Consider the following 24,392-nt stretch of genomic DNA (forward strand, 5'->3'; position numbering starts at 1 on the left):
TTAAAATAATAGGGGACGTGGCGTTGTGAAGAAGGTCAAAGTGTATTTTAACCGCTGGTTTTCGGTGGTGTATCATTATATGAATGCTATACGCAACAATGAGGACGGTATTCCGTTCGAGATCTATGCCACGCACTCTGATCCGCAGCACATGGCACTGCAGGCCAGTGATGTAGCTGAAGTAGAGCCGCGCACGAGCGGTGTGGAGTATGCACAGTTTTGTGCTGATTTTTGCAGACGCCATGAAATTGATATCTTTATTCCACGGTGGAATATGCTCGATATTAGCAAGCATCTTTATTTGTTCGACGATATTGGTACAGAAGTAATGGTGTGCCGGGATACCGAACTGCTGGAGCAATTGATGGAGAAGGATCTTTTTTATGAATCTATTCGTCAAAAGGATATTGTCACCATTCCCGATTATGCCATTGCCAGTAATGCCGAGCAGTTTAAACAGGCTTACGAGTCATTAATGGCGCTTGGGCATAAGGTGTGTTTCAAGCCATGTAATGCAGAAGGTGGAATGGGCTTTCGTATCATTGATAATAAACGTGATCCGCTGGAGGAACTGTTCGGCCATGCACTGAATCATATTTCGTTCGAGGAGGCCTATCGCGTATTGTCTTCCACAGAGACGTTTCCCAATTTGATGGTGATGGAACTGCTGGAGGGATACGAATACAGTATCGACTGCTTGGCTGACCGAAACGGAAAATTGTTAGCAGCTGTTCCGCGTAGGAAGGCAGGAGGACGATTACGGCTGCTGGAGCAGCATCCTGAGCTGTTGAAGGTGGCAGAGAAGGTCGCTGAGGCGTATCACATTCCGTACAATTATAACATTCAAGTGAAATATAACGGCGAGCAGGCCAAGTTGCTAGAGATCAATCCGCGGATGTCTGGAGGACTTCATGTATCGTGCTTGTCTGGTATCAATTTTCCTTACCTGGCGGTGAAATCGGCTTTGGGTTATGAAATCGGTTCACTACACCCGCAATACGACATTCTAGCCAGTCACATCGAGCAGCCAGTCACGATACGCAAATCCTTACATTGACATAGGCAAATATTGTTTTCTACAATATGGTAAGGGTTTACGTCAGGAGGTATAAGCTATGACTTCTAAAATGTGGGGTGCCACGATTGCTGTGGTCAGCTACCTGATTGCGCTTTTACTAAGTTATTGGTTGCCGTTGTTTGTGTGTCTGGCAATCCCGATCATTTGTATCGGAGGATACAGTGCTGTCATGGCTGTTCGCCATCCTCGTCCTAATCTGACCGGTTCCGTGATTCCGGTGATGCAGGAGCAGGCTGATCAGGCACAGCAACATGAAAAGGAAACTACCGCTCTGCGAGAGTCTATCACAGGACAAGCACGTTTGCCAGACCAGATGACCAGTGAATTTATTCAGGTCATGGAGTATTTGGATGTACTGGAGGATATGGTGATCTCCGAGGGACAGAAAGATGCGCTTGATAACGAAATTGTCGAAAAGGCGCTGGCTCTATTTGCACGTTTACAGCGGGTCATCCCGCTTTTGCATGAATTGAACAATAGTGAAGTGAATCACACGGTTCGGAGATTGATTTTGAAGGACTTGAATGGACTGATTAACCCGTTTCTTCGTCTCAGTGGCGACGCGAAACGGACCAACCGCAGGACGCTACTAAACGGATTGCGAGATGTAGATAGCAAAATATCTGTAATTGTATCCACGGTGGAGCATAAGGACCTGATGGAATTACAGAGCAAAGCAGAGCTTATTCACCAGCGGTACAGCAGCTCCGAATTGTAGGTTATTTTAATAGAATACAAAATCAGCAGCATAGCTGCTCTGAAAAACACTATTAGCTTTCAGCAACAGTTGTTTTCAGAATAGGAGGTTAGCATGATGGCGACCCCATGGGCTGAATTGAAAAAAGAAGATGAACAAAAGGTGACTGAGGAGGCTTCACAGCTGATTCAAAAGGTATCGCAAAGCGATGTTATGAGTCTGGATACCTTAATGGATGACATTGGCAAGCTGGGGGTTAAAACGCAGGAACGGGCGGGACAAACCCTTAAAATGTTGGATCGTCCGGTAAACGACCTCATGTCTGGTGACCGGGCTGAGGTTTCGAATATGATCTTAAAACTCCGGGATGAATGCGAAACGCTCCAGCAGAGTAAAGATGTAGGTTTTTTTGGCAAGCTCCTGCGTAAAAGCCCGTTGAAAAACTATATCTACAAGTATCAGTCGGTGAAGACGAACATCGAGAAAATCATTACTGCCTTGAGAGATGGTAAGGATAATCTGGAAGAGAATATCGTCAGCATGAGGCAGTTGAAGAAGGCTTCCATTGAAGAAATCTACAATTTACAGACGAAAATTGCCTTTGGTAATCGCTTGAAAGAGCTGTTCGAAAGCGAGATTGCCAAGCCGGAAAATGAAAATCGTAAGCCTCATCTGGAGCGGGGATTGCGCAAAGTGGTTACTCGCACACAGTCGATGACTGAAATGATTTTGTTATACAATCAGGCGATTGCAGCAACGGATATTATTAATGATAACAATGATAAACTGATTGATTCTGTTAATAATGCGATTGATAAAACATCGAATCTGATCACCGTATCGGCTATGATCGCGATGGCACTGGCGGATCAAGATAAAATTATTTCGGCCGTTTATGCGACTAACCGTACGATTGAGGATCAATTCAAGGAAAATGCGAAGCTTCTCAAAACGACGACCGAGAGAACAACGGATCTGCTTAGCAAGCCTTCTATGTCATTGGAGGCTGTGAATCAGGCGATTGGTGATTTGGTATCTGCTTTGGATCTGTCTGAAAAATCGAACCGTCGAATTATTGAAAGTTGCCACGATTATACAAGTAAAATGACAGCAATCAATGCCAATCTTAACCAGCGTTTGGGCATCGAAGGGAAAGAACAATCCAAACCACTGAAGGACAACCATTCTTCTGAGGGGCTAAGTTCGTTTTTAAACTGATAGCTAATATACAATAACACAATAATCTATGAAAAAAGACGCCAGGGTGATTTCAAAAGGCGTCTTTCTTTGGTTTGGCAGCGGACCATAAAGGACATGATGAACATATATAGCATTCTCGTGCATAAACTCTTAAAAAGTGAAATGACAAAGGAGAGAATGAGCGTATGATGTCCTTTATTTTGGGGTGTGTGATTGTCTTTTTACTCGTGGCTGCCAGTAGTGAAAAAGCAGACTCTATTGTGGAGTTAAATGAAACTGTGAAATAAAATTTTTTATTGAAAATCATGCATTTTCTGATAGGATAGAGTTAAATATTGGAATCCCAAAGGAGAATGCATGCTGGAATTTTCATTTGAAATCATCGATGAATCGAAAATCAACATTGTATATCAGTATGGGAGCAGTAGCTTCAATTTTAATTTATTTTTTAACTACGGTGTGTGGACGCTGCATCCCTTTGATGGGATTCTGCTGCAAAACAAGGAAATGTGCCGTCTGATCGTTACGGATCTGTTTAAAAACAAAGATTTTCATGTCATGCTGGCACGTGAAAATATTTTATTGTCAACCCTGCGTACCTCTATTGATCTCAATCCCGAAACTCGGGGAGAGCGATATCAGGAACAGGATTTTGATGAGCTGTCTGAATTTGCTGAGACACACAGCTTTGAAGATGTGCTGCAAATCGAACAGGATTCCATCCGCGAGCGTATGGATTTTTTCCAAAACATTATCCAAAGGATGTATATGGAAGGATTCGGTCCGGAAGACAATGATTTTAACAAGGTGCAAGCGATTCTCCGCATTTATAAGGCTGCACATGACCAACTCGGAGAATTGAGCGACTTTCCCCTAAGTGGCGACGAGCGACGACGCAGATGGTAGGTTAGACGAGTTCCCGTCATGGCTGCAAGAAGCAAAGGAAAAGCGCATTTATTAAAATAAAAAAGAGAGAGTCCCATGAATAAAATCCACGGAACTCTCTCTTTTTTTTGTAGATCAGTTACAAAGCGGCAGGACAAGTGATTTACTCTTGGTCTAATTCACTCCTACACCTACTCTAAAACATGTAGAAGCTCTATTGGCGGTTGCCAGCGGAGCGGGCAGAATTGTTCTGGGGAAGCGAAGCGTTCGCTTTTGTCCCCGGATTTTAACCTTTACAGGTTCTAATAGAAATCCGGGGGCGGTGGCGATCGGAAGAACAATCTGCACGTGCAGCGCCCACCAACTGCAAGAAAGCTCCTCATCCCCCTAACTCATCCCCATTAATACTATCGAGCAAAGTAAAAGCCCCGCTCCGCACCCCGAAGTATATACCTTGAGGTGGCGGAACATGGATGTTTTCCAGGCTGACAGAGATTCATCGGAACGCAAACGTTCATTTTCCTCCTGCAATGCCTTGGATTGACGAATGAACAACTGCCCGATGTCGGCAAATCCCCGCAGGAAGAGGGTGAGAAAACCACTTTGCAGGACATGGAAGATCGCACCGATTACCAAGCCTAGCAATCCTAATAGAAATAGCAGATTCGCGGTAACCAGGTTTTCACGACCGTACACGAGGTGGGGTGCGGTGTATAGAAATCCTAAGGTACCAACAATCAGGACAGTGATTCCAAAACGTAAAATCATTATTTTACGACCCGTTTTGCAAAACGGAGATCTGGATTCGAACGAGCATCGAATACGATGCCTTGAATTTTAGGACTAATTAATGCAGTGTCCGCAGAGAACTGGATCGGTATAATCGGCAAATCTTCCATCAATACATCTTCCGCCTGATGAAGCTGTTCAAAGCGTTTTGCCGGATCAAGCTCAAAGGTTGAGGATTCGATCAGCTTGTCATACTCCGGGTTGCTCCAGTTGGTAAAGTTGTTCGAATTTTTGGAAGTATAGTGTCCCAATACGCCAAGTGGATCAAGGAAGTTTCCTTCCCAGCCCATACGGGCGATCTGGAAGTTCTTTTGCTTAAAGGTATCAATGTATGTTTTCCATTCTTGATTCTCCAGCGTCACTTCAACGCCCAGATTCGTTTTCAGCATTTCCTGAATAGCTTCAGCTACTTTTTTATGCTTGTCCGATGTGTTGTACTTGAAGGTGATCGGAGGCAGCTTGGTCAAACCTTCTTCTTTCAGACCTTCGGCCAGCAATTGTTTTGCTTTTGCTGCATCAAACTCATAGTATTTTTTCGGCGCTTCATCACGGAAGTCCTTACCAGATGGTGTTATTGTTCCGTATGGAACATAGCCGTATGCCGGAGTCTCGCCACCTTTGGTTACGTTGGTAGCCAGTGCTTCACGGTCAATGGCGTAGGCAATGGCCTGTCTGATTTTTTTATTGTCAAACGGCTTTTGTTTTACGTTGAAAGAATACGTGTACACACTAAAAGATGGGTGCGACAGGAATTCCTTGCTGCTCTTTTCCTGATCCAGTGTATCTACAGGAAGGCTCAAAATCAGATCCAGATCACCTGTTTTGTACATTTGATAATAGGTTGTGGAGTCTTGAACCATTTTGAAGTTAATCGTTGCCATTGTAATAGCATCTTTGTTCCAGTATTGATCGTTTTTCGTCAGCGTAATTTGCTCGTTATGTTTCCATTCCTTGGCTACATACGCGCCGTTGCCGACAATTGTGTTAGCTTCTGCTGCCCATTTGTCGCTTTTCTCCACAACAGCTTGGTTCACAGGTAAATAGGCGTGACCGACAGCAATCGTAGGGAAGAAGCTCAGCGGTGATTTTAGCTCAACGACAAGTGTTTTATCATCTTTAGCCGTAACACCTACGTCTTCAATTTTACCTTTGCCTGTGTTGTACGCTTCGGCACCTTTAATGTAGTAGAGGGCAGAAGGGTCATAAGCAGCCGTTTTCGGATTCAGTACCCGTTTCCAGGCGTATTCAAAGTCTTTAGCCGTCAGCGGGTCTCCATTCGACCATTTTGCGCCGTCGCGAATGGTAAAGGTGTATGTTTTGCCGTCAGGAGACACGTCTACTTTGCTGGCAGCACCTTCTACGATTTTACCGGCTTTGTCGTATGTATACAGCCCTTCGTACAAGTTATCAATGACAAAATAGGACGTTGTATCTGATGCGAAAGCAGGGTCCAGTGTATAAGGCTCACCACCTGCCAGATTGGCTGTAATTTCTTGCGGGACATCTGCTTGAGACGCAGCGGACGAGTCATTGCTTGCTGTCTTATCCCCAGTGCCAGAGCATCCTGCCAAAGCCGTTATGGCCAAAAGTAAGATGATTGTCATCCAATGCATTTTTTTCATCATGGTTTTCCTCCATTATTATGGTTAGTTATTTGAACGTTGTGTATAAATCCCAAAACGATTTCAAATCAGCAATATTATAGAGAGCGAAACGATCAGACGGGATTTATTTATCCTCCTTTCCGAAATGGTATGCCGCGTGTGTGCATTTCCATAAAGGAACTTCCGTTTTTTCTACAGTTAAGCAAGAAGCTGCGGATCATGGTGATACTCCTCCTTGTCCAATTTGAATATCTGCGTTGTTAATGCTGTGAACGCGGATCAAGTGCATCCTGAAGCCCGTCTCCAAGTGTGTTGAACGCCAGCATTGTGAGCGATATCATCAGGCCGGGGAAGAATAGGCGCCACCATTGACCGCTTAAAATAACGCCGAGCGAATCGTTAGCCATCGTTCCCCAACTGGCTGAAGGAGACTGAATCCCCAGACCGAGAAAGCTCAGGAACGATTCGGCAAAGATAGCTGACGGAATAGTGAACGTCAGGTTTACGATAATGATGGCTGCTGCATTCGGCAGTAGATGCCTGAAAATGATGCGTGAATGAGATGTCCCCAAGCTGCGGGCGGCCAGTACGTATTCCTGCTGCTTGAGCTGTAGGATTTGCCCACGTACTACCCGGGCCATGCCGACCCATCCCGTAATAGATAAAGCAATAATCATCGTGAGCAGGCCGGGCTTCATAATGACGAGCAGCAGAATGATGACCAGCAGATAAGGAATGCTGTACAAAATCTCAATAATTCGCATCAGGACATTGTCGATTCGGTCGCCCATTTTACCATGGCCTGCACAATAACCAGCTACACAGCCGACGAGAATGCCAAGCACTAAATCAATGGCAGCAGCAGCAAAACCAATCATAAGTGAAATTCTAGCTCCGGCCCATGTCCGTGCCCATACGTCCCTGCCCAGATCATCCGTGCCAAACCAATGCTCTTTCGAAGGAGAGAGATTCGTCTTCAAAAGGGACTGGTCACTCGGAGCATAAGGAACCATGGAAGGTCCGACAATCGCCAGCACAATAATGATGATAAGTAGGGAAAGCCCCAACAGAGCAAGCTTGTTGTTAAAAAGTCTGCGAAGCCGATCCCGCCAGGGTGACTCTTGGGGTCTAGTCAACGCGGGGGTGGGCATCTGGCTGCGGTCTACAAGACTAAAAAGGCTGTCCTTTTCGACAGTAGGTGCTGCTTTCATGTTAATCTCCTTTGCTGACTAATTTGATTCGTGGATCGACAAGGCGATAGGAAATATCAATTAAAAATAAGGTGACAACCAGAATGGCACTGTAGAAAATGGTCGTACCCATAATGACTGGATAATCCCGGTTAAAGATACTGTCTACAAAATATTTACCGATGCCGGGAATGGCGAATATTTTTTCGACGACAAAGGTACCTGTAATCACGGAAGCGAATAGCGGTCCGATAAAGGACAGCACCGGAATCAATGCATTGCGTAGTCCGTGACGAATGACTACTGCCCAAGAGGACAATCCTTTCGCTTTGGCGGTGCGTATGTATTCCTCATGCATGACTTCCAGCATACTTGTCCGCATAAAACGGGCGATAACAGCAAGAGGTGAAACAGCGAGAGCTAGCGATGGAAGCACCGTATGCTGCCAGGTTCCCCATGAGGCGACCGGAAGCAGATACCATTTGACGGCAACATACTTGATTAACAGTGGTGCCAATATGAAGCTGGGAACGGAAATACCCACAATGGCGATAAACATCGAAATATAATCCAGTGGTCGATTATGGTGTAAAGCAGCCAATGTTCCAAGCGCAATACCGGCTATAATCGCAACCACGATGGATTGAATACCCAGCAGTGCAGAAGGTGGAAAGCCTCTGGCGATAAGCATATTTACGTCGGTTGTTTTCGATTGAATAGACGGCCCCATATCCAGCACGAGCAGATTTTTGAGATACAACACATACTGCACCGCGAGCGGCTTGTCCAGATTGTACCTAGCACGCATGTTTTGCAATACGGCCTCCGGAATAGTCTTGGAATCGTTCGAGAACGGATCTCCCGGAATGATGTGCATGATAATAAACGTTAAAGTGACGATAATCCATAACGTAATGAGCATCGTGAAAAGACGTTTTAAAATGTACATGGGACTTTATTTCTCCTGTCTTTCAAGCTGATTTACATTCTATTGCTGCTGAATCTTTGAAATTAATAAAAGTATATAAGAATACTAGGAAATAATAAAACGGATAAGTTAACATGTCAAGGTAAGGTTTTACATTATAGAACACAGGTCAAATTTCCGTCACAAGTTTTCCATTTTTATAAGGCTAAGATTCCGCTGATTCCTCTCGACGAGTATCCTGCGGTATGTTATGATGATACTCTGATAACGTGTTAACGAACTAAAGCGTTTGCCACCTGTTCTTGAATCGGGGGTCACCATTGTTGGAGGGGAATAAGATGAGAAAAGCAGCCATGTTTACGATGATGATTGGGTTGATTATGATCGTGTTGGCCGGATGTTCCGGCGCTAAGGATAACAGCAAGTTGATTATTGGAATTGATGATAAATTCGCGCCGATGGGCTTTAGAGATGAAAATAATGAGCTGACCGGTTTTGATATTGATTATGCGAAGGCGGCAGGGGAACAAATGGGCAAGCAAGTGGAATTCCAGCCGATTGACTGGTCTGCCAAAGAATCCGAGCTGAACAGTGGACGTATTGATCTCATTTGGAATGGATACACCATTACAGATGAGCGTAAGGAAAAAGTACTGTTCACGAAGCCATATCTGAAAAACAGTCAGGTCATTGTTGTTCCAGCTACCTCCAGTCTTTCCAAGCTGGCTGATCTGGCAGGCAAAACGGTGGGACTCCAAACGTTGTCCTCAGCAGCCGATGCATTAGATGCGAATCCGATTAAAAGTAAATTGAAGTCAGTGTCTGAGTACCCGGATAACGTTCTTGCTTTGACAGATCTGAAAACCGGTCGCCTAGATGCAGTTGTTATTGATGAGGTTGTTGCCAAGTACTATATGTCCAAGGAACAAGGGACGTATAAGCTGCTTGATGAATCACTGGCCCCTGAGGAATACGGCATCGGCGTGAAAAAAGGGAATGAAGAGCTGTTGACGCAGCTACAATCTGCTTTGGATGAGCTACACAAGAACGGAAAAGCAGCTGAGATTTCAAAAAAATGGTTCGGTGAAGATAAAGTATTAAATTAATACGTAATGTAATGAACTAAGGGTTTAGGAGTCGAAGGTTATGAGTATGGAATATATTTTACGAATTATGAAGCCTATGCTTGAAGGGGCACAGATGACGGTCATTTTATTTTTCATTACGCTCATCTTGTCTATTCCGCTCGGATTTATCGTTACGCTGCTGGCCAAAAGTCGGTTTAAGCCTATTGCCTGGTTGATGCACACGTACATCTATGTTATAAGAGGTACGCCGCTTTTGCTGCAATTATTGTTCTTTTGTTTTGGTCTGCCGATGTTGCCTGTCATTGGGGAGTATCTGGTACTGGACCGGACAACGGCTGCGGTACTGGCATTTGTACTGAATTATGCGGCTTATTTTGCAGAGATTTTTAGAGGTGGAATGTTGTCGATTGATAAAGGGCAATACGAGGCTTCGCAAGTGCTGGGCTTGAGCAAGTCGCAAACGCTGATTAGAGTCATTGTGCCGCAAATGGTACGGATTGCTTTGCCTGCGGTAACCAATGAGGCGACGACCTTGGTGAAAGATACGGCTTTGCTGTATGCGGTAGCGGTACCGGAACTTTTGCATTTTGCCAATACGGCTGTAAACCGTGATTTTACGATTGTGCCTTATGTTGTAGCAGCCGTTATTTATTTGTTGATGGCTTTGGTGCTTACCATATTCTTCAGGGCGCTGGAAAAACGTTTTAAATTCGAGTAAAAGGAATGTCGGGATATGAACACTAACGCAATAGAAGTAACCGATTTGAAAAAATCATTCGGCCAGCTCGACGTTCTGAAAAGAGTAAGCTTTAACGTGAAGTCGGGCGAGGTTGTAGCTGTTATCGGTCCTTCAGGTTCAGGGAAAAGTACCATGCTCCGTAGTTTGGTACACCTGGAAGATGTGACGGGTGGGACGATTCGCATCCATGATAAAGCACTGGTGGAAAATGGTCACTATGCTCCGGCAGGCGACATTAAAAGCATTACTACCGGAATGGGCATGGTGTTTCAGCATTTTAATCTGTTCCCTCATTTGACGGTGCAGGATAATCTGGAACTGGCTCCAAAGCTGGTGAAAAAGGTGAGCAAGGCTGAACTGCGACGCCAAAGCGCCGAGTTGCTGGCTAAAGTCGGCTTGGCGGATAAAGCGGATGCGTATCCGTCCCGATTATCGGGGGGACAGAAGCAACGTGTAGCGATTGCCCGGGCAATGATGATGAACCCTGATATTTTACTGTTTGACGAGCCGACCTCGGCCCTTGACCCCGAGCTGACAGGCGAGGTGCTGCGAGTGATCAAAAAGCTGGCTGAAGAGCATATGACGATGGTCATCGTGACCCACGAAATGAATTTCGCGAGAGATGTGGCGGATCGCGTCATTTTTATGGATAATGGAGAAATTGCGGAATCTGGTACACCAGAGCAGATTTTTGGCAATCCGCAGCTGGAACGGACGAAGGTGTTTTTGAATCGGGTGGATGCTTAAAAACATAGTTCTTTCCAGGGGAGGCGCTGTGCGTGCAGATTGTTCTTCCGATCGCTGTTGCAACGGGATTTTTTCATTTATATGACACCTGGTAAGGTTAAAATCCCGTTGCAAAGGCGAACGCTCCGCTTCTTCAGAACAATTCTGCCCGCTCCGCTCACCGACCACCCGTATAGGGACTATGTTTTTAAGCAGGAAGTATGAGTAGGAATAAGAGCATGGGAGATGGCGAGCGCCATCTCCTTTTTTGCAGTTGCAGGGCGTACTGCAAAACTGGGCTTGTTTAAGCTGATAAAGCACTCTTTTCTCAATCATTTTCCTTATCGTTTATGACCAGCAACTCATTCTTTCTCACTGCTGAATACTTCAATCATCGTTAATGCCCCCGTCCGATAACCGTGGATGAACGCTGCTGCGGAGTGCAGGGAAGTTGACTCGCTTAATAAATCAAACATGACTTCAATTTGCTCAAAATCGACTGCGGGTAACTCATTTTTTAATATTTCCATAAGGTCGCTAATTTTTTGATTCACTTTTTGAGATTCAGGGTCGGTTGACTTTATTTGTTCACTGGGACGCCATTTCCCATAATACATATCCTCCAAAATCATTTTTTATCCTGCCTCCTATGAATACTGATTATTTATTAAGTTGAGCTTAAGATGTACATACAGCGCCACTACGCGGTCGGATGGTGCTTCCCATCACTGTTGTGCCCGGATTTCTTAATCAAGCTAAGAAGGTTGAAACCCGAGCACAAAGGCGAACGCTATCGCTTGTACAGCACCATTCCACCCACTTCGTTTTTATTCAACTTGTTGTACTCTTCAAATAAACTTTATGCGAAAAACGCATAAAAATCAATATGCAGTTTTCGCATGAAGTAAACTTTGCTTGGGTGATGAGCAATGTATAAGAGAATTCGCGATTTACGTGAGGACAAAGACTTAACACAACAGAGCATGGCAGACTTTTTACATATCTCACAAACGACCTACTCTCGATATGAAAATGGAACCTTGGACGTTCCAAGTGTTGTCTTAATCAAATTGGCAGATTTCCACAAAGTAAGTATCGACTTTATTCTTGGTCAGACAGATAATCCTGAACGTTGTACAGGAAGAAAAGAATAGCATAGCATGCAAAATAAAGCTTTATGTTGACCACAGAGCTTTATTTAAATATTCTGTTATATGCTTATCTGGAAAATACCAACTTTAATAAAACTAATTTGGCAGAATATATCTGCCCCAATTGAGAGTTTTGCATATGAATTAATTTTGTGGGCGAGCCAACTTTCTTTTTATGCTAAAAACGCATAAAAATCAATATGCAGTTCTCGCATGTTGTAAACTTTGCTTGGGTGATGAGCGGTGTACAAGAGAATTCGCAGTTTACGTGAGGACAAAGACTTAACACAACAGAGCATGGCCGACTTCTTACAAATCTCACAAACGACCTATTCCCGATATGAAAATGGGAACCTGGACGTCCCGAGTGTTGTCTTGATCAAGTTGGCGGATTTCCACAAGGTGAGTATCGACTTTATTCTTGGTCAGACAGATAATCCTAAACGTTACAGGTAAAAATGAATAATTCCAGAAATAACGCTCCCGCGATGATTTGCAGGAGCGTTATTTTCTAAAATTATTCATTAAATCGTCCTATCATAACTGTGTTGCGGTACTGGTAAAGACCTCATTTTATAGACTCTGAAAAAAGACTCTATGCTATAAGCTGCTTCTGATACTCTTTAGGAGGCAGCTTATTTAACTTTCTTTGTGGTCGACTTTGGTTGTAAAATTGCATATATTCTTCTATTCTCCTTTGTGCCTAGTCCATATTTCGATAACATATGGGTAGAGCTCTTCCGTTTTGAGATGCGGGAAAAGCCCTCCATCGAGGTATTATCATAACAATTGCCTCGGCAAGACATGCTGATTCGGGCACTAACCTTTGGCATCATGTCATGGCACGCATGGGACGTGTACTGGAATCCCTGGTCGCTGTGAACGGTGAGATCAGTCACGTCTTCTTGCTGTTTCCATGCTTGCCGAAATGTCTGTAAAACTAGTTCGTTATCATTTCTATTGCTTATCTGAAACGCGATAATTTCGTTATTGAACAAGTCTTTAATCGCAGACAGATATAGCCAGCAATCACCCATACGATATTGCGTGATATTTGTGCCCCATTTTTGATTAGGTTTGACCGCTTTGAAATCCTGTTTTAGCGGATTTTTCGCCATACGACCTTACGTAGAAGAAACATAGTTGCAGCGTGATGCTTCTGGCGAATTTGTGAGCGGATTCCCAAGACCTGCATGAGCCGGAGTAATTTTTTATGTTTCATCCAGACTCCATGATCGTGCTGCAAAAATAGCTGCCAAAGCCACGGCTTGAGGCAGAATCATTCTGGAATGAATATATTTATACTTGGCCTCTTATCTGCTTGGATCATGGATTGGCTATTATGTACTTAGATTCATTCTGTAAAGCTTGATTGTGTTTTCACTTCTTACCTTGTTTATGGGAGGCTAATTTGGTTCGTGTGGACGGGACTCAAAAGCGGCTTATTCTGATTTAGTAATCCAACCTAAGTTACAAATTTTCAATTTCACTGATATATAACATTTCCTCGTCTTAAAATCTACATAATAGCAGTCTTTTACAACTATTTAGTCCAAAAAGGCTGATAGTACAAAGATTTCTGGAGGAACTGGGCGAGATTAAGATGAATATGTCAAAGGGACTACCAATGACGCATTATAAAGATCCAGTGGGTTTTCTGTATAATACATGGTACAATATTCCTAATTAATTAGGTGAAATTGATTACTAAAGCCGTTATTACAAGTGAGCTAAGACTTAAAGAGCCCTGACTGACAGCTGGAAATAATCAGTCATTTGGATAAACGGTGCTTTTGAATCTATGACTAGGAACATGATTTATCATAAAATGAAAAGAGGGATGTAAGTAGTGAAGAATATATGTGTACTTGTATGAGTTAGCCTTCTCCATCCCACACTATGTAATGGATTTAATGAAGGGATGTGTAGATAATGGCAAGAGCAGATTTATTAATAAGCCTTGTTAATGCTGGTTCTAGTGGGGATACTAAGTTGTTTCAGCGAACAGTAGAGGCCTTAATTGCGGAGGAACGTAGTAAGCAACACCATGTACTTGCAGAAAGGCTGGAAGAAAGTCTTAAATCAAGATCAGTAGTAAAAGAAACGACAAGTTTTATAAACGATGGGATTAGGGACTTGTTATATGAACAAACTCCCTACAAACCACTGAGGGAACTGATACTTAATGAGATTGTACTTGAAGCTTGTCACGAACTAGTAGAGGAGCAACACAGGGCTGAGTTATTACAATCATATGGATTAGAGCCCAGGAATCGAATTTTGTTAATTGGCCCTCCAGGCAATGGGAAAACTTCTTTAGCAGAGTCCATTGCAACTGAACTTATGGTTCCATTGTTTAGTGTAAGATATGAAGGAGTCATAGGTAGTTATTTAGGTGAAACAGCTACTAGGCTAAAAAAGGTTTTTGATTTTATAAAAACACAGAGATGTGTTGTGTTCTTTGATGAGTTTGATGCAATTGGTAAAGAAAGAGGAGATCAACAAGAAACGGGTGAGATCAAACGAGTAGTTAGCTCATTATTGCTGCAAATAGATAGCTTACCCAGCTATGTAGTTGTTGTGACGGCTACTAATCATCCTGAACTTTTGGATAGAGCGGTTTGGAGAAGGTTTCAGCTTAGGCTTGATTTACCTAAGCCGGAGAAGTCGCAAATTGAGAAATGGTTTAAGTCTTTCCAAATAAAGTTTGATCAGTCCTTAGGGTATAGTCCTAAAATCCTTAGTGAAAAGATGTATGGGTTGAGTTTTGCAGAAATTGAACAGTTTACTTTAGATATTCAACGTCGATATGTTTTATCATTACCTAATTCCAACTTGAAAACAATCATCCGAGATCGACTTAAACAGTGGGAGGCAAGGTATGAGGTCAAGTCAAATGAGTTGGAGTGATAATATATGGAAAGACCGATAATAATTCTTCCACAAGCAGTGACAGCGAATAGAGAGACTCATCCGTTTCCACCAACTAGGCCAAAGTTTCCGACTAGAGAAAGACAGGTTGAAAGACTAGAACCTAAGATGCAGAGAATGGAACAGGCGTTTGCTAACCAACGCATTAGTGTGAAGCGTGATATATCAGGTAGTTTACCTGAGCAAACTTTGGTTTTAGTTACGGCAGATTCTGTTCAAAACTTTGCTAATGCAGTTAAGAAGGTCGAGGGGCTTGATTGGTTGGTGGAATGGGAAGAAAAACTCGAAGCCGACGATGACTTTCATTATACAAAAAAGGATAAACCTAATGAAAAAACTGACAAGCAAGTTGATGGAAGACTGTTTTTGATTATGTCTGACCAAAGAGCGATGTCTGAATTGCAATCAATGTGGCATCTGTATAAAAATAATGGGAGTTTCGAAACTGGGAAGGCCCCTTTGAAGCATTTATTCGAACAGTTAAAGGATATCCGTTTATGGGATATCAATGATCGTTTTTCAGGAACTGGCTTCGAGGAAGAGTGGAAAGAAAGAGTTGATGCTGGACTTGAAGTAATCAGATTTGAGGTTGAATTGTGGTATCGATCTAAGACGGATGCTAGACGTAACGCTTCTCAAGGTATAAGAGAATTAGTTAACCAAGTAAAAGGGACTATTATTAATGAAACCATCATTGATAATATTCAGTACCATGCCTTGTTGGTAGAGGCACCGATTTCAATTTTCAATAATTTAAGTGAAAGTACCCATGTGCAATTGATTAGATCCGAGCACATAATGTTTTTTCGCCCAATTGGACAAGCAATGGTATCTATTCCAGAGGAAGATGGCGATCTAGAAGCTTTCAATATTCCCTCAAATACTTTTGAATCCTCTTTAGAACCAGTTGCGGCACTATTAGATGGAGTTCCATTACAGAATCATTCACTATTAAAAGGCCGACTTATAATTGATGATCCTGACGATTTTTCACAAAACTATCAATCTCATGAACGGGTTCATGGTACCACAATGGCATCATTAATTATCCATGGAGAACTTGATGAAAAAAATCAGCCTTTAACTCGTCCTTTGTATGTAAGGCCGATTATGCAGCCTGATCAACGGGATTGGATGAATGATGCTAGAGTAGAATGCATACCAGACAATATCCTACCAATTGATTTGGTACATAGAGCTATAGTAAGAATGTTTGAAGATAAAACTGGTTCTAAGCCGATGGCTCCATCTGTGAAAATTATAAACTTATCAATTGGGGATTTAGCTCGACCTTTCAATTTTACATTGAGTCCTTGGGCTAAATTAATTGATTGGCTCTCTTTCAAGTATAGAATTTTATTTATCATTAGTGCTGGAAATCATGCTGATGGAATAAGTATTAATTCTGATGGCAAGATAATTGTAGATCAACTTAGTGCCAAACAATTATCATCAGGAATACTTAAGGTAATGTTAGATAATGCTCATCTACGTAGAATTTTAAGCCCTTCAGAAGCAATGAATGCATTGACAGTGGGTGCACTTCATAGCGATGCATCTGGAGAGAAATTTAATTTGGGTAATCGAAAAGAGCTAATGTCATACTCTCCTATGGTTAGCCCAGTAAGTCGATTTGGCCTTGGTTATAGACGTTCAGTAAAACCGGATGTACTTTTTAATGGTGGTAGGCAATTGTACACTAAAGACATGTTTAACAATTTTGATTTCATTATTAATAAATCTTTGTTAGCTCCTGGGCAGAAGGTGGCCTATCCTACCAGACAAGGAAATCTAGAAACAGTTGCATATACTAGAGGAACTAGTAATGCAACGGCATTAGCAACGAGAACCGCAATCCAAGTTTATGAGAAACTCATCCAGCTAAGAGAAGAGCAGACTGGAAATGAAGTTTTTAAAGAAAATTTGATGTCTGTTTTAATTAAAACTTTGATGGTTCATGGAGCAAGTTGGGGGGCGATTAAGCCAATCTTAGAGGAAAATCTTAAGAAGAAGGATGATTATTTTAAAGACAGGGTAGCTCCACGATTTATAGGTTATGGCACCGTAGATTCATCAAGAATTTTTGATTGTACTGCTCAACGAGTAACTCTCCTAGGTTGTGGCGAGTTGACCAAGGACAAAACACACATATACCGAATTCCTTTGCCTCCTTCTTTGAGTAGTAAAAAGGTTTGGAGGAGACTGACTATCACACTTGGATGGTTAACTCCTGTTAATTGTAATGATCAGAGATACAGACGAGCTCACCTATCATTTACACCTCCAACAAAAGAGTTGGCAGTCAAAAGAACTGATGTGGACAATAATGCTGTTAAAAGGGGGACAATTCAGCACGAGATACTTGAAGGTGACAAAGCCACACCATTTATTGACGGAACAGACTTGGTGATTGAAGTTAATTGCAGAGAAGATGCAGGGGGCCTGGCAGAAAAAATACCATATGGATTGTCGGTCTCACTTGAAGTGAAGGATGGTATTGATGTCGAAGTCTATCAAGAAGTAAGTAACCGTATTAGACCAAGAATCAGACCTTAATTAAAAGCGACATCACCTAAGTGCAGGGATGTCGCTTTTTTATCTCTTGCAAGAATTATACTACACTAGAAATTGTCCTGGCTGCGAAAATAAGATTAATGATTCCAGGCACATTTATTGCAAAAACCATTGCCCCCATCATCATCAGATGAAAATGCACTTCCACAGTCGGGACAAGTATGTTCCCCATAATTTTAATCACTTTTATTGAGTTCATATTTTTCTGTCTCTCCTCAATCTGTAATCTTAATTCAGATAAATCTGCCGCATCTTTGTCGATTGCCGATCTAACGGTATAATGTAGCCCATTCACATAAAATTCTCTCTTTTTGCAGTTGCAGGGTATAACAATAGATCTAATATCGGCAACTTCATTCCTTAATCATAAAATCATTTCTAAATTTGCGGAATTCTTTAGGTGTTTTATTATAATGTTTTTTAAACGACTGAATGAAGTGATTTACGTGATTGAAGCCCGCTCTGTGGGCTATTTCAGTGATGGTATATTGTGTTGAGGTTAGTAATTCACTGCTTTTCTTGATGCGGTATTTAATCAAATAATCATAAGGTGTCATATGAATAGTTCGCTTAAAACTACGAGTGCACTCTGAAACACTTAAATGTGCTATATCGGCAATTTCTTGTAGTGTTATGTTGTTGAAGTAGTTTTGATGGATAAAGCTAAGCATCAATTGAAGTCTTTCCTGTTGTATTTTCACGTATTTAGGTGCTTCCTCAGAAGAAAGCGAAATATTAGATATTAAGATGAACCATAATTGTGCTGTTTTGATGGCTACTTCATATTCCCATCCCCAACTTTTTTTCATATCAAACTTCTGTTTCATATCCCACAGCATTTGTAGTATTTGAATTTGCCATTCAGCATCTCCTTTAATTACAAGTGACAGTAAGGAAGAGTTTGTATAAGGCAGTACATAATTTTTTTCCATCGCACTATCCGCATAAAAGGCCAACAGCTTCTCTGGAAAATTAAAGCTGACATATTGACCGTGATGTGAAAGCTGGGTAGTCACGTGAAGAACACCCTTATTAATTAAAATAGCTTGACCTGTGTCTAATTCATGATCAATCCCGTTCACTTGTATAACAAGTTTTCCCTTAGTAACCAAAGTGATCTGTAGTTCTTCATGCCAATGTAAATCGTTAAATCCTCTACCTTTAGGAATACTTTCATGAACCGAATGGGTGTACATGATGTATGGAAATGAAACATCGGGATAGAGAATGGTCTCGTGCAGTTGTTTTTCCATTGAAGAGAAGGTCCTTTCTTATGACGATATTCCTATATAAACGAAAGATATACTTACACAAAATAAATAAAAGCGGTGATATTATTATACTCAGTTCAGTTTATTATTCAATTGTTCTGTGCACAGACAATGGGTCAAAAACATCTGAGAGGGTCATTATGAAAATAAATAAAACATCGCTATCTTTGAATCCGTATTTTATGCTGTTCATCAGTATTTTGTCGGTTTCCGTCTCTTCCATCATGATAAAATCTTCACATACTCCAACCTCCGTGGCTGGAATGTATAGATTGTATATGTCAGTCATATTAATGCTTCCTTTTGTACCCTGGAAAATGCTCCGTACCTCAGATATGACCAAAAAAGATTGGGGTACCGTTTTCTTGGCTGGTCTTTTTCTCGGGTTACATTTCTTATTCTGGATGGAATCTTTGGTATATACCTCAGTTGCGAGCTCCATGGTCATCTTATCCTTGCAGCCTTTATTCGTAATGATTGGTTCATACTTTATGTTCAGAGAACGAGTAAACCTATTCACTATTTTTTGCTTGATCGCTGCTCTTATCGGTTCAATCATTATAGCTTGGGGAGACATAGGGACTTCGAAAGGGGCATTAATCGGAGATGGGTTATCCCTATTAGGAACAATCTTGGTTTCGGCTTATATGATAGCAGGACAGAAGGTAAGCCACAAAATAAGTGCAAATTTTTATAGTGTGATTGTCTTTTTTCTTGGCGGCAGTGTCCTGCTAGTCTACAATTTGGTGAATCATTATTCCTTGATCGAATATGACTCGTCGGATTGGACGTATTTCTTATTACTTGCAGTAATTCCAACTATTTTTGGTCAATATATTTTTAATCTGCTGTTGAAGTCAATGGGGGCAACTACGGTGTCAGTGGGTATTATTGGAGAGCCTGTTCTCGCCATACTTCTCGCCTACTTATTCTTGGGAGAAATCATGTCTGCATTTCAATTCATAGGTGGAATCATGACTTTATTCGGTATGGGGATGTATTTTTGGGCAAAATCGCTAAAGTTTGCGGTTGCAAAATATTAAAATTGTCTACGGTTTATCGTGAAATTTAAGAAAATAATGGATGAGGAGAATACTTACATGGCAACGATTGATGATTTTTTGAAACTTGATATTCGGGTTGGAACCATAATTAACGCTGAGTTTTTTGCAGAAGCCAAAGTACCTGCTATTAAACTTGAAATCGATTTTGGACAAGAGATTGGAATAAAAAAATCGAGTGCACAAATTACAAAAAGATATGTGGCGGAAGAGATTATAGGAGAACAAATCATAGCTGTAGTCAACTTTCCTCCTCGACGGATAGCAGGCTTTAATTCAGAGGTATTAGTCCTTGGAGGTATCCCCGAGAAGGGGGACGTGGTTTTATTGAAACCAGATATTAAACTACCTGATGGAACGCCCATCGGATAATAAATGGTTCCTGTTTCATCTGTGACCTTTTCATGAAGAAGGGAATTGGTTGCGAATATAGAATGAATACCTTAGAAAACTACTAAATTTTGGAGGGTGGTAGCATGGCTGTAGTAGCTCAATATCTTCAGGAATGGCTGAGGCACAGATCGGTGTTGCAAGAATTGGTTGAAGTGATACCTGATGAACATATTGACTTTAAACCCTGGGACAATGCGATGCCCATGGGTTCCCTAATCGTTCACATAGCCAGTTCTATGAAAATGTTCGTGGATACCGTAAAAAATGGTACCTTCACTCCCCCGACAAAAATAGATCAATATCACACAATAGCCGATGTACGCAACATCGTCGATCAATTGACGGAGGAAACAATCCGAGAATTAAAGCAATTAAATGCTCAACAGCTAGAAAAGGAGATTGAATTTAGAAACTTTCTCGGCACTGGGAGCTTCTGGCTATCCACGGCGAAAGACCATGAGATTCACCATAAAGGTCAATTATTTACGTATGTACGAATGGTTGGAGTAGAAAATGTGCCTTTTATGATTAAGCAACCACCTCAAAGTAAAAACTAACGTTCGATGTATTATCTAACGAGCCCCAACACCTCAAACAGTAACTTCATAAATATAATGAAACGGCAGCCATAAAAAAGGCTGCCGTTTTCTCCATTAACGAGCAGTTTTATCCTAATGCCTCCCCATAAGCTTAGCTTACTCTGAGAGCGGGATATCTTCTCTTGATTGGTTATTTGAAGAAGGCTTTTTATTGAATGCCAATAACAATATCAGTCCGATGATACATATTACACCCACCCATTGGAAAAAACCAAAAGGCTCTTTTAACCAAAATACAGTTGTTAGAACAGCAGCTAGAGGTTCCAGACTACTTAGAAAGCTTGTTTCTTTTGGTGAAAGACTTTGTAAGCTTTCTATATAGAACCAAAATGCGATCATTGTGCCGAATATGATAACGAATGCTAGATATAAATAGGTGTCTAGTGTCAAGGTTTTAAAATCGACCTGCCAAGGTGGATGAATCAAGCTTAATCCAAAACCGCCGATAACCATCGCCCAACCCACAATAACTAGGGAATCGTATTGCTTTAGAAGAGGTATTGCGTATAAGGTATAAAAAGCTAGGGCTATTGCTGATAAGATCCCCCAAACGATTGCGACCGTCGGAACGGATAGCTGAGAAATGGAGCCGTTTGTTAACAAGAAAAAACAACCCACTAAAGCCAGCAAAATCGCTGACAGATCCTTTCGTGTGAAGACAGTGTGCTTTCGCAGAATTAAATAGATGATAATCATTATAGGTGCTAAATACTGTAATAATGTCGCAACAGCAGCATTACCACTTTGAATGGATGCCATATACGTATATTGAACCGATAGCATACCAACCAAACCGTAGACAATGAGTTGAAAAGCTGTCCTTCTATTTTTCCATACAGCCCATATTTGGGAACGTTCCTTTACCAAAAATTGCACGGCCAACAGTAAAACACCAGCCATGAGCAAGCGTGTTGTTACAAGCCAATTTACATCGATTTGTTGAAAAAGTTTTTTTGCAACGGTCCCACTGATCCCCCAAAATATAGCTCCTGTGATAACAAGAAATAATCCTGTTTTTCTAGCTGATTTATCCATGAATGTTCTCCACCTTGAAATATAATAATAGTGTTATAATAGGTGAAAAAAATTTTAAATTATACCTGAATTTGATGTTAAAATATAAATATATTGAGGTCGTGATGATTTGCAAATAAAAGATTTCATAATTGGCCAAAACCTAAAAGAACTAACCGAGCATCGGACGGTCGTACTACCGGTTGCATGTTATGAAACAACGATTAACCAAAATATACATGGATACATACCACTTCATTGGCATGATGAAATTCAATTTGTTCTGGTTGTAAAAGGGGAGGCGATCTTCCAAATAAATGAGGATAAACGAATCGTACGACAAGGTGATGGGTTATTTATAAATAGTGGCTGCCTACATATGGCGGAAGATCAGAATCAATCGGGTTGCGTCTATGTCTGTTTAAATGTTTCTCCTCATTTCGTTTTATCACAAGAGCTTTACACACCTTACGTAGCTCCTTACATTCAAGCGACAAATTTACCTTATGTATACATAGATTCTAACGAGCTTTGGGGGAAAAACATTTTAGATGCCATGTTGAAGATTAATCAATGCATTCAACATAGATCTCCATACTATGAAATCGATATTACGATGTATTTAACATTAATTTGGAAAAACCTAGTCATGAATGGTTTTCCATTAGAATACGACCAGGTGGAAATGGTAAAGAATCAACGGATCAAACAAATGTTAAACTGGATCTATTTGCATTATGCTGAAAAAGTCACATTAGATGATATTGCAAAATCTGGTCAATTGAGCCGTTCTGAATGCTGCCGATATTTCAAACGAATTTTAAAGGTAACTCCGTTGAATTATGTAATGGATTATCGGATTCAAAAAAGCTTAGTCTTATTGCAACAAGCAGAATCTAACGTTACAGAAGTTGCCTATAAGGTTGGATTTAACAGTACCAGCTATTTTATAGAAAGATTCAGAAAAGCGATGAACATGACACCGTTAGCCTACAAGAAATTAAAAATGGATGATTGATGTTTCAGGGCTTTTTTTATTACCACGCTAAGTAGCGGCGGAATCTAAAAAGACAGGATCGGTTAATGTCCTTATCCTGCCTTCTTGCATGTTATATGTTTTCTACTGTACTAAATGATCCAGCTCTGGCTGCAATCTGTTCCGCAGCACATACAGCATAATAGTTCCAACAAGGAACGCGACGGCATCCGCAATGACGAGCGACCAGACCACCCCGTGGAAGCCACTCATTCGATTGGCAATGTATAGCACGGGGATCAGAGTAATTCCCTGTATGACGGACATAATAAACGCAGCGGTTCCCTGCGCCGTTGCTTGGAAAATCCCCGTAAACAACGTGGTCATCCCCGTAATGAACAAGGATAAGAAGGTCACATGCAGAATGTAGCTGCCCATTACAATTAATTGCGGGTCATTGGTAAATAAACCAATTAGATGGTCGGAAATCAGATAGACGATGATGCCAAACACGACTGCCAAGGCCAAAATCGCTTTGATTGTAAATCCAATGGTTTGTTTCATTCGTAATTTATTCGCTGTAAAACTAAAGGCAATCAATGGTACAACACCCTCGCATAAGCCCATCAAAATAAACTCAGGAAATTGTAATAAGCGTGAGGAAATTCCGTAAGCCGCTATGGCCTGATCCCCATACTCGACAAGAAAATGGTTAAAGACGAGTGACATTGCACCCATGAAGAGACTCATAATAAACACGGGAACTCCGATTTTGAATACATTGCTCAGAATATCCTTGGTAGCCTTGAACCATTTTATGGAGATGGTTAAAAATTGACTCTTATATCCCATATGGAAGGCGTAGAATATACTCGCAACCACATTAGAAATAACCGTAGCTGACGCAACGCCGATCACGCCCCAATGGAAAACGAAGATGACCAGCGCATCGAGAATAATATTCACGACAACACTGAGTATCATACCGATCATCGACGTAATTGCAGCACCCTCCGAGCGCACAATATTCTCAAGTGTGAAGAATAATACGACGAATGGCGAACCTATAAGCATAATCGTGACATAGTCCTTCGTGAAGCCGAAGGAGTCAGGTGTCGCCCCCAGACCCTGAACGAGTGAATCGATCAACGGGAGACCAAGGGCCATCAAGATAAGACCGAGAACTAAACTGCTGTAAAAGGCGAATGAAGACACATTCTTTACATCAGCATACTTTTTCTCTCCCAGCAATCGGGAGATAAATGCACCGCTGCCGATGCCAACCAGGTTTCCTATCGCCATAATGGCCGCGAATAACGGCAAGGTTAGTGCGAGTGCGGTTAACATGGCGGTATTGTGGAGAGTGCCAAGGAAATAGGCATTTAAGATGGAATAGATGACACTCATTGACGTACCTAGCATCATCGGTACAGCGAAGTGAGCTACGGCTTTAGCGATCGGTGCTTTTTCAAAGTAATGGAGGTTTTCTGCATCCATG

General features: G+C 41.6%; 25 protein-coding genes and 1 pseudogene. 15 read left to right on the top strand and 11 right to left on the bottom strand.

Translation table 11 applies throughout. The features are described from left to right. The first annotated feature begins 25 nt into the window (after positions 1–25). The 4 genes from G9G57_RS06015 to G9G57_RS06030 all read left to right on the top strand — a co-directional run bounded on the left by G9G57_RS06015 (position 26) and on the right by G9G57_RS06030 (position 3,881). A complete protein-coding gene (locus G9G57_RS06015; RefSeq protein ID WP_107734127.1) occupies positions 26–1,057 on the top strand; it encodes an ATP-grasp domain-containing protein in 1,032 nt (343 codons plus the stop codon). A 58-nt stretch (positions 1,058–1,115) separates the two neighbouring features. After that, on the top strand, positions 1,116–1,796 hold the full coding sequence (locus G9G57_RS06020) for a hypothetical protein (protein ID WP_107734126.1): 681 nt from the start codon (positions 1,116–1,118) through the stop codon (positions 1,794–1,796). A 96-nt stretch (positions 1,797–1,892) separates the two neighbouring features. After that, positions 1,893–2,993 (top strand): toxic anion resistance protein, encoded by a 1,101-nt coding sequence (locus G9G57_RS06025; RefSeq protein ID WP_107734125.1) that lies wholly within the window; start codon positions 1,893–1,895, stop codon positions 2,991–2,993. A 339-nt stretch (positions 2,994–3,332) separates the two neighbouring features. Continuing rightward, complete coding sequence (locus G9G57_RS06030; RefSeq protein ID WP_016821461.1) at positions 3,333–3,881, top strand: hypothetical protein; 549 nt, start codon at positions 3,333–3,335, stop codon at positions 3,879–3,881. Positions 3,882–4,247: 366 nt separating this feature from the next. Here G9G57_RS06030 and G9G57_RS06035 read toward each other — a convergent pair whose 3' ends face one another. From G9G57_RS06035 to G9G57_RS06050, 4 genes are all read right to left on the bottom strand, one after another. After that, on the bottom strand, positions 4,248–4,628 hold the full coding sequence (locus tag G9G57_RS06035) for a DUF3899 domain-containing protein (protein WP_164964655.1): 381 nt from the start codon (positions 4,626–4,628) through the stop codon (positions 4,248–4,250). Continuing rightward, positions 4,628–6,271, bottom strand: a complete 1,644-nt coding sequence (locus tag G9G57_RS06040) for a peptide ABC transporter substrate-binding protein (protein ID WP_164964823.1) — start codon at positions 6,269–6,271, stop codon at positions 4,628–4,630. The genes G9G57_RS06035 and G9G57_RS06040 overlap by 1 nt, the downstream gene beginning before the upstream one ends. 242 nt (positions 6,272–6,513) lie before the next feature. Then, entirely contained in the window at positions 6,514–7,464 is a 951-nt protein-coding gene (locus G9G57_RS06045; RefSeq protein ID WP_016821457.1) for an ABC transporter permease, read from the bottom strand. 1 nt (position 7,465) lies between these two features. After that, complete coding sequence (locus tag G9G57_RS06050) at positions 7,466–8,392, bottom strand: ABC transporter permease (RefSeq protein WP_164964656.1); 927 nt, start codon at positions 8,390–8,392, stop codon at positions 7,466–7,468. Positions 8,393–8,709: 317 nt separating this feature from the next. On the opposite strand from G9G57_RS06050, the gene G9G57_RS06055 reads away from it, so the two are divergent. The 3 genes from G9G57_RS06055 to G9G57_RS06065 are packed head-to-tail and all read left to right on the top strand — an operon-like array spanning position 8,710 to position 10,945. Further along, positions 8,710–9,477 (top strand): amino acid ABC transporter substrate-binding protein, encoded by a 768-nt coding sequence (locus tag G9G57_RS06055; RefSeq protein WP_164964657.1) that lies wholly within the window; start codon positions 8,710–8,712, stop codon positions 9,475–9,477. Between the two features lie 40 nt (positions 9,478–9,517). Next, on the top strand, positions 9,518–10,177 hold the full coding sequence (locus G9G57_RS06060; protein ID WP_017426315.1) for an amino acid ABC transporter permease: 660 nt from the start codon (positions 9,518–9,520) through the stop codon (positions 10,175–10,177). Between the two features lie 15 nt (positions 10,178–10,192). Continuing rightward, a complete protein-coding gene (locus G9G57_RS06065; RefSeq protein ID WP_164964658.1) occupies positions 10,193–10,945 on the top strand; it encodes an amino acid ABC transporter ATP-binding protein in 753 nt (250 codons plus the stop codon). A 341-nt stretch (positions 10,946–11,286) separates the two neighbouring features. Here G9G57_RS06065 and G9G57_RS06070 read toward each other — a convergent pair whose 3' ends face one another. Next, entirely contained in the window at positions 11,287–11,556 is a 270-nt protein-coding gene (locus tag G9G57_RS06070; RefSeq protein WP_153794359.1) for a DUF6809 family protein, read from the bottom strand. 297 nt (positions 11,557–11,853) lie between these two features. Between G9G57_RS06070 and G9G57_RS06075 the strand changes: the two genes are divergently transcribed. Both G9G57_RS06075 and G9G57_RS06080 read left to right on the top strand, forming a co-directional pair. Further along, positions 11,854–12,078: a helix-turn-helix domain-containing protein gene (locus G9G57_RS06075; protein WP_016821451.1), complete on the top strand. Its 225-nt coding sequence runs from the start codon at positions 11,854–11,856 to the stop codon at positions 12,076–12,078. A 240-nt stretch (positions 12,079–12,318) separates the two neighbouring features. After that, the gene (locus G9G57_RS06080) at positions 12,319–12,531 is read left to right on the top strand and encodes a helix-turn-helix domain-containing protein (protein WP_014280031.1); all 213 of its coding nucleotides are present in this window, start codon (positions 12,319–12,321) and stop codon (positions 12,529–12,531) included. Positions 12,532–12,670: 139 nt separating this feature from the next. Here the strand turns inward: G9G57_RS06080 and G9G57_RS26360 are convergent, their stop codons facing one another. Both G9G57_RS26360 and G9G57_RS26365 read right to left on the bottom strand, forming a co-directional pair. After that, entirely contained in the window at positions 12,671–12,766 is a 96-nt protein-coding gene (locus G9G57_RS26360; RefSeq protein WP_410442365.1) for an IS3 family transposase, read from the bottom strand. Between the two features lie 154 nt (positions 12,767–12,920). Next, a pseudogene (locus G9G57_RS26365) lies at positions 12,921–13,193 on the bottom strand (transposase); the annotation flags it as partial. Between the two features lie 814 nt (positions 13,194–14,007). On the opposite strand from G9G57_RS26365, the gene G9G57_RS06090 reads away from it, so the two are divergent. Both G9G57_RS06090 and G9G57_RS06095 read left to right on the top strand, forming a co-directional pair. Beyond that, complete coding sequence (locus tag G9G57_RS06090) at positions 14,008–14,985, top strand: AAA family ATPase (RefSeq protein ID WP_153794357.1); 978 nt, start codon at positions 14,008–14,010, stop codon at positions 14,983–14,985. 6 nt (positions 14,986–14,991) lie between these two features. Continuing rightward, positions 14,992–17,562, top strand: coding sequence for a S8 family peptidase (locus tag G9G57_RS06095; protein ID WP_153794356.1), 2,571 nt, complete (start codon positions 14,992–14,994; stop codon positions 17,560–17,562). A gap of 55 nt (positions 17,563–17,617) precedes the next feature. Here G9G57_RS06095 and G9G57_RS06100 read toward each other — a convergent pair whose 3' ends face one another. Next, positions 17,618–17,875 carry a hypothetical protein gene (locus tag G9G57_RS06100; protein WP_153794355.1) on the bottom strand — a complete coding sequence of 86 codons (258 nt, stop codon included), beginning with the start codon at positions 17,873–17,875 and terminating at the stop codon, positions 17,618–17,620. Between the two features lie 58 nt (positions 17,876–17,933). After that, positions 17,934–18,833 (bottom strand): AraC family transcriptional regulator, encoded by a 900-nt coding sequence (locus tag G9G57_RS06105; RefSeq protein ID WP_044786363.1) that lies wholly within the window; start codon positions 18,831–18,833, stop codon positions 17,934–17,936. Positions 18,834–18,991: 158 nt separating this feature from the next. Here G9G57_RS06105 and G9G57_RS06110 point away from each other — a divergent pair, with 158 nt between their 5' ends. The 3 genes from G9G57_RS06110 to G9G57_RS06120 all read left to right on the top strand — a co-directional run bounded on the left by G9G57_RS06110 (position 18,992) and on the right by G9G57_RS06120 (position 20,862). Continuing rightward, positions 18,992–19,894, top strand: coding sequence for a DMT family transporter (locus G9G57_RS06110; protein ID WP_102998777.1), 903 nt, complete (start codon positions 18,992–18,994; stop codon positions 19,892–19,894). A 57-nt stretch (positions 19,895–19,951) separates the two neighbouring features. Then, complete coding sequence (csaA, locus tag G9G57_RS06115; RefSeq protein ID WP_044786365.1) at positions 19,952–20,284, top strand: chaperone CsaA; 333 nt, start codon at positions 19,952–19,954, stop codon at positions 20,282–20,284. A gap of 104 nt (positions 20,285–20,388) precedes the next feature. Next, positions 20,389–20,862 carry a DinB family protein gene (locus tag G9G57_RS06120; protein ID WP_164964659.1) on the top strand — a complete coding sequence of 158 codons (474 nt, stop codon included), beginning with the start codon at positions 20,389–20,391 and terminating at the stop codon, positions 20,860–20,862. Positions 20,863–21,000: 138 nt separating this feature from the next. On the opposite strand, the gene G9G57_RS06125 is transcribed toward G9G57_RS06120, so the two are convergent. Further along, on the bottom strand, positions 21,001–21,939 hold the full coding sequence (locus tag G9G57_RS06125; protein ID WP_164964660.1) for an EamA family transporter: 939 nt from the start codon (positions 21,937–21,939) through the stop codon (positions 21,001–21,003). A 109-nt stretch (positions 21,940–22,048) separates the two neighbouring features. Here G9G57_RS06125 and G9G57_RS06130 point away from each other — a divergent pair, with 109 nt between their 5' ends. Continuing rightward, complete coding sequence (locus tag G9G57_RS06130) at positions 22,049–22,936, top strand: AraC family transcriptional regulator (protein ID WP_164964661.1); 888 nt, start codon at positions 22,049–22,051, stop codon at positions 22,934–22,936. A gap of 102 nt (positions 22,937–23,038) precedes the next feature. Here the strand turns inward: G9G57_RS06130 and G9G57_RS06135 are convergent, their stop codons facing one another. Continuing rightward, the gene (locus tag G9G57_RS06135) at positions 23,039–24,391 is read right to left on the bottom strand and encodes an MATE family efflux transporter (protein WP_017426322.1); all 1,353 of its coding nucleotides are present in this window, start codon (positions 24,389–24,391) and stop codon (positions 23,039–23,041) included. Position 24,392: the final 1 nt, after the last annotated feature.

It is taken from the genome of Paenibacillus sp. EKM211P, assembly GCF_011066175.1.
Classification (GTDB): domain Bacteria; phylum Bacillota; class Bacilli; order Paenibacillales; family Paenibacillaceae; genus Paenibacillus; species Paenibacillus polymyxa.